This is a genomic window from Mycobacteriales bacterium (genome assembly GCA_036497565.1).
GTDB lineage: Bacteria > Actinomycetota > Actinomycetes > Mycobacteriales > QHCD01 > DASXJE01.
Window position 1 is genome coordinate 1 of the sequence record DASXJE010000217.1, and the last position, 5,854, is coordinate 5,854.

Annotated in this window: 6 protein-coding genes and 2 pseudogenes; 7 read left to right on the forward strand and 1 reads right to left on the reverse strand. The window is 69.7% G+C overall.

Annotation, left to right across the window (positions count from 1 at the left end):
- Nucleotides 1-952, reverse strand: a pseudogene (gene dnaA, locus VGH85_17580) (chromosomal replication initiator protein DnaA).
- Nucleotides 953-1,480: 528 nt separating this feature from the next.
- On the opposite strand from dnaA, the gene rpmH reads away from it, so the two are divergent.
- The 7 genes and pseudogenes from rpmH to VGH85_17615 all read left to right on the forward strand — a co-directional run.
- Complete coding sequence (rpmH, locus tag VGH85_17585; GenBank protein HEY2175622.1) at nucleotides 1,481-1,624, forward strand: 50S ribosomal protein L34; 144 nt, start codon at nucleotides 1,481-1,483, stop codon at nucleotides 1,622-1,624.
- Between the two features lie 14 nt (nucleotides 1,625-1,638).
- The gene (gene rnpA / locus VGH85_17590) at nucleotides 1,639-2,010 is read left to right on the forward strand and encodes a ribonuclease P protein component (GenBank protein HEY2175623.1); all 372 of its coding nucleotides are present in this window, start codon (nucleotides 1,639-1,641) and stop codon (nucleotides 2,008-2,010) included.
- A pseudogene (gene yidD / locus VGH85_17595) lies at nucleotides 2,010-2,267 on the forward strand (membrane protein insertion efficiency factor YidD). The gene rnpA and the pseudogene yidD overlap by 1 nt, the downstream one beginning before the upstream one ends.
- Before the next feature lie 133 nt (nucleotides 2,268-2,400).
- The gene (yidC, locus tag VGH85_17600; protein ID HEY2175624.1) at nucleotides 2,401-3,435 is read left to right on the forward strand and encodes a membrane protein insertase YidC; all 1,035 of its coding nucleotides are present in this window, start codon (nucleotides 2,401-2,403) and stop codon (nucleotides 3,433-3,435) included.
- A 20-nt stretch (nucleotides 3,436-3,455) separates the two neighbouring features.
- Entirely contained in the window at nucleotides 3,456-4,085 is a 630-nt protein-coding gene (locus VGH85_17605) for a R3H domain-containing nucleic acid-binding protein (GenBank protein ID HEY2175625.1), read from the forward strand.
- Nucleotides 4,086-4,107: 22 nt separating this feature from the next.
- A complete protein-coding gene (gene rsmG, locus VGH85_17610) occupies nucleotides 4,108-4,785 on the forward strand; it encodes a 16S rRNA (guanine(527)-N(7))-methyltransferase RsmG (protein HEY2175626.1) in 678 nt (225 codons plus the stop codon).
- 164 nt (nucleotides 4,786-4,949) lie between these two features.
- Nucleotides 4,950-5,854, forward strand: a 905-nt coding sequence (locus tag VGH85_17615) for an AAA family ATPase (protein HEY2175627.1), incomplete at its 3' end; no start/stop codon positions are given.

Consider the following 5,854-nt stretch of genomic DNA (forward strand, 5'->3'; position numbering starts at 1 on the left):
CAAGCTCGCGGATGTTCGAGGAGATCTTGCTGGCGATGAACTCCAGGACGTCCGGGGGGGCGTCGAGACGCTCGGCAGCCGCCTTCTTGCGGAGGATCGCAATGCGCGTCTCGAGCTCGGGCGGTTGAACGTCGGTGATCAGGCCCCACTCGAACCGGTTGCGCAGCCGGTCTTCCAACGTGACCAGCTGCTTGGGCGTGCGGTCGGAGGAGATCACGATCTGGGAGTTGGCGTTGTGCAGCGTGTTGAAGGTGTGGAAGAACTCCTCCTGGGTCTGTTCCTTGTTCTCCAGGAACTGGATGTCGTCGACGAGCAGCACGTCGATGTTGCGGTAGCGCTTGCGGAACATCTCGCCGCGACCGTCACGAATGGAGTTGATGAAGTCGTTGGTGAACTCCTCCGAGCTCACGTAACGGACTCGGCAGCCGGGCACGAGTGCTCGGGTGTAGTGCCCGATCGCGTGCAGCAGATGGGTCTTGCCGAGGCCGGACTCCCCGTAGATGAACAGCGGGTTGTAGGCCTTCGCCGGCGCCTCGGCGACCGCGACCGCGGCGGCGTGCGCGAAGCGGTTGCTCGAGCCGATGACGAAGGTCTCGAACTGGTACTTCGGGTTGAGCCGCGCCGGCTCACTGGCCCGGCCAGTCGGGATGGGCCGACCCGGGGCGAACCCGGACGTCGGGGCAGGCTCGCCCCGCTCGGCGGGCCCGCCAGGCGGGGGACCGTGCCCCTGGTCGGCGCGACCGAGCCCGGGGTCGGCCCGTTGCAGCGGCTCGTCGTCGTGTGGTTCGACCGTGACGGCGACCCGGACTTCACGCTCGAGCTGGGCCGAGAGGGCGCCGGTGATCACCGGGCGCAGCCGGGTCTCGAGCACGTCCTTGGCGAAATTGGTCGGCGCTGCGAGCAGCACGGTGTCTTCGACCAGGCCCAACGGCCTGGTCATCCGCAGCCACGCGTGGTGCTGGCCGTTGACGCTGCCGTCGCGCAACCCGTCAACGGCGCGCTGCCAGACGGCGTCGAGATCGACCCGCTCCACGGGCTCGGGCCCGGACCCAGGGGTCTCCGACACGCCCGCTCCTTCGTCGACGCCGCGAAACTACCGGCCGTGGACCGACGTCGGGACCGCTGTCCACATGACCGTCCACAGCCTGTGCATGCTGCACGAATCACCAGAACGGCGACGTATGCCCCCCGTTTGGCGTCGTCGCACGCTAACAGCGAGATGGCCTTGTCCACAAGCAGATCGGGCTACCGTGAAGGCTCGATCAGCCCGGTTCCGGCGTGTCGCGCCGGCCGCGCGGTTGGGGCTGGTTTGACCGGGGCAAACGCCGTCCGTACCGTGAGAAGGTCGGCGGTGCGCCTGTGCTCGAGCCGGATTTTGTGATCTGGGATGCTGGGCGCTGCCGCGACGCGAGCGCCGTGCCGCCATTGTGCGTGGTTGCGCGGGCAATGACCGCCTTTCGACTGTGCCTGTGATGGAGACCTGACCGTGAGCAAGCGCACCTTCCAGCCGAACAACCGCCGCCGCGCGAAGACCCACGGTTTCCGGCTCCGTATGCGTACCCGCGCGGGTCGCGCCATCATCGCCCGGCGTCGCACCAAGGGCCGCGCCGCGCTATCGGCCTGAGCGGGAGCCCGGCGATGCTGCCCGACTCCTCTCGGCTGCGCCGCCGCGCGGACTTCGACCAGGTGGTCCGTCGCGGTCGCCGTACCGGCCGCCGCACGCTGGTCGTGCACCTGCTGCCCGACGATTCCGCCTGCCCCGACCGCTCCCGGATCGGCTTCGTGGTCGGCCGCCGGGTGGGAAATGCCGTATGTCGGAATCGGGTGAGCCGCCAGCTGCGCCACCTGGTCCGCGACCGGCTCGATTCGCTGCCGGCCGGCATCCGCGTGGTGGTGCGGGCGCAGCCCGCGGCTGCCGGGCGAACCTCCGCCGAGCTCGCCGAAGACCTCGATGCCGGGCTCGACCGGCTCCTCGGCCGCAACCGGCCGCGCTCCGCGGGTGCGACGTGATGACCGCCGCCGCTCCGACCCCCGCCGCCACGGCTGCCGCGACGACGTCGCCCGGCCGGTCGCCGCTCGCCCGGCTGCTGGTCGGGGCACTGCATGGCTACCAGCGGTGGATCAGCCCGATGCGGGCGCCGGCCTGCCGCTTCACCCCGTCGTGCAGCGCCTATGCCGTCGAGGCGATCGGCCGGCACGGCGCGGCGTACGGCGCTTGGCTGGCGCTGCGCCGGCTGTCCCGCTGTCACCCCTACCACCGCGGTGGGCACGATCCCGTCCCGCAGGCCGTTGGCCGGAGGAGGGGTGACCTGACCGGTCGGCCCGGAGTTCGGCGGTCCGGTGGCTCGGTCGTGGTCGAGCGTCGGCCGCAATCTCACCGTCCTCCTCGGGAGCCCCGCGTTGCTAGATTGGTTATATACAGCGATCTCCTGGGTGCTGCTGCGCTGGCACCAGGTCTTTGCGCTGATCTTCGACCCCAACGGCGGCGCGGCGTGGGCGCTCTCGATCGTCTTCCTCGTCATCACCGTCCGGATCCTGCTCTTCCCGCTGTTCGTGAAGCAGATCCACTCGATGCGGGCGATGCAGGAACTGCAGCCCAAGATGGCCGCGCTCAAGGCCAAGTACAAGGACGACAAGCAGGCCCAGACCCGGGCGATGATGGAGCTGCAGAAGGAGGCCGGCGCCAACCCGCTCGGCGGCTGTCTGCCGCTGGTCGCGCAGATCCCGGTCTTCATCGCGCTCTACCACGTGCTGCGGCATCTGCGTCCGGGCAGCGAGGCGCTCTACGGCTGGACGCCGGCGCAGATGACGAGCGCCGTGCACGCGAAGCTCTTCGGCGCGCCGCTCCCGGCCTCCTTCGCGCACAATACAGCTGATCTCACCGCACTCAACGCTAATCCGACAAACACCAAGATAGTCATCGTCATCCTGCTGTTGCTGTCGTGTGCCGCGACGTTCACGACGCAGAAGCAGAACTACAACCGCAACAAGAACAACCTCGAGGGTCAGCAGGCGACGATCCAGAAGCTGATGCTCTACGTCCTGCCGTTCGGCCTGCTGGTCTCCGGACTGCTCTTCGCCTTCCCGCTGGGTGTCCTGCTCTACTGGGTCACCAACAACGTGTGGACGATGGGTCAGCAGTACTACGTCTTCAAGCGCATGCCGCAGAAGTCGCCGACCGCGACCGCCGGCCCGGCGGTGGACACCAAGCTGCTGGCACCGAAGGTGGGCCAGAAACCGGTCAACCCCAAGAACACCCCGCAGAAGCCCCGGCCCGAACGGCCGACGTCCTCCGGGACGCCGGCGGTGGCCGAGGCCGGCGGCGACGGATCCCGGGCACCCACGCGACCCGGGGGTGGTGCGCCCGGTGGGCGACCACAGGGCAACAAACGCCCCACCGCGACCCGCCCCAACCGTAAGAAGAAAAGACGCTGACCGAGCGATCAGGAGATCTGGTGCCTGACACCCCCGCCCTCGACCAAGACGCCCGCATCGGCGACAACCCGCCGGAGGAGGCGACCGACTCCGCACAGCCGGAGACGGCCGACGTGCTGGTCGACGGTGCCGAATCGCGCACCGACTCCCGGTCCGACGATGCGGCCGCCGAGCCCACCGACATCGCCGCCCTGCTCGTCCGGGAGGGCGACATCGCCGGCGACTACCTCGAGCGGCTGCTCGACATCGCCGATTTCGACGGTGACATCGACCTCGACGTCGAAAACGACCGCGCCATCGTCGCGGTGCTGGGCGGGAGCGAGCTCAAGCCGCTGATCGGCACCCGCGGATCGACGCTCGACGCGCTCCAGGAGCTCACCCGGCTCGCCGTACAGCGGGAGACCGGAGTGCGCAGTCGGCTGATGCTCGACGTCGGCGGCTACCGCGTCGACCGGAAGAGCGAGCTCAGCGATCTGGCCCGGCGTACCGCGGACACCGTTCTCGAGAGCGGCGAGTCGCAGACTCTCGACCCGATGAACGCCTTCGAGCGCAAGGTCGTGCACGACGCGATCTCCGCCATCGACGGCGTACGCAGCGACTCCGAGGGCGAGGACCCGTCGCGGCGGGTCGTGGTCTCCGCAGACCGCTGACCGCCACGACGTCGATGCGGTCGTGACCGAGCCACCTGCCGTCGCGGCCGAGATTTTCGGCCCGGGATTGCCGCTCGCCCGCCGGTACGCCGGCCTCCTGGTCACAGCTGGACTCGAACGCGGGCTGCTCGGACCACGTGAAGCCGACCGGATCTGGGACCGGCACCTGCTCAACTGCGCGGTCGTCGCCGAAGTGATCCCGCACGGCGTACGCGTCGTCGACGCCGGCAGCGGTGCCGGCCTACCCGGGGTGGCCCTCGCGATCGCCCGACCCGACCTGCGGGTCGTCCTTCTTGATGCGCAGGAACGGCGGATCGCCTTTCTGCAGGAGTGCGTCGACGCGCTCGATCTCGCCGGGGCCGAGGTCTACCGCGGCCGCGCCGAGGAAGTGGCCACCCGGAAGGCCGTCGGCGGCGCCGATGTCGTGACCGCCCGCGCCCTTGCGCCGCTCGATCGGCTCGCCCAATGGTGTCTTCCGCTGACCCGGATCGGCGGCCGGGTGCTGGCAATCAAAGGCGCCAGCGCGTCGGACGAGGCGCAGCGCCATCACGACGCGATATGCCGGTACGGTGCGAATCGGGTCACGGTGCGGCACTGCGGTGTCGACCGGATCGACCCGCCGACGACCGTGGTGGAGATCGTGCGCGGCAGCCCCGTCAGGCGCGGGGGTCGGGCCCGTCGAGGAGGGAAACGTCAATGATCGAGGGCCGGGCGGACCGCATGACCCCGGTGGGCTGGCCGGAGAGCGCGACGCCGGTGAGGACCATCGATCGACCGACCACCCCGCTCGGTTGGCCGGTTGTCACCACCAGCGTCGTCGACGTCCCTGAGCGATCCGCGCAGTCGATGCGACCGGAGGCGCCGATGTCATCCGACCAGTCCGAACCCGAGGACCGTACGTCCGGGCAATCGCTTCAGAGCGCTGGCGACTCGGCCACCGAGCCGTCCGAGTTCGAGAGCCGCCCGGCTACCAGCCAGGAGCGGATCCGCAACCTCCTGGACCAGGCGACGGCTTCGCCTTCTCGTGAGGCTGGCGAGGTTTCACGTGAAACCACTCCCGAGCCGCCGGTGGTCCCGGCTCCGGAAATGGTGCGCCCGAACGCGACCGACGAGCCGACGGTTTCACGTGAAACATCTGGTCCCGACGCGGGCACGACCAGCGGCTCGGTCGAGGACGTTTCACGTGAAACATCGACCGAGGCGTCGACCCCGCCGGTGGACCGGCGGGCAACTGACTTGGCGCCGCCGGCTGATCCGGCCGGTCCGGAGGCCGGCGCCGAGGTTTCACGTGAAACCACGTCGGATGCGGTCGCCGAGGTGACCGAGCCTGCGGCAGAGGTTTCACGTGAAACCGACTCCGGCGTAGGTCCCGAGACCCAACCGGCTCGCAAGCCGTCGGCACCGACGGGTGCGCTCGCCGCCCGCAACTTCCCCCGGCCGACGGCGCGGCGCGTGGTGGCGATCGCCAACCAGAAAGGCGGCGTCGGCAAGACCACGACCACGGTCAACCTCGCCGTCGCGTTGGCGATGAACGGGCTCTCTGTCCTGGTGATCGACCTCGACCCCCAGGGCAACGCCAGCACCGGCCTCGGCGTCGACCACCACGTCGGGCTGTCCTCGATCTACGACGTCCTGGTCGACGGCAAGGAGCTCGCCAGCGTCCGCTCTGCGGTGGAGGTGTCGCCGCAGCTGGGTTGCGTGCCGGCCACGATCGATCTGGCAGGCGCGGAGATCGAGCTGGTGTCGGTCGTGGCCCGGGAATCGCGACT

Bases quoted from the DNA above. Each gene is read 5' to 3' on its own strand.
- rnpA (HEY2175623.1), top strand. From the start codon at position 1,639: ATGCTGCCCGACTCCTCTCGGCTGCGCCGCCGCGCGGACTTCGACCAG.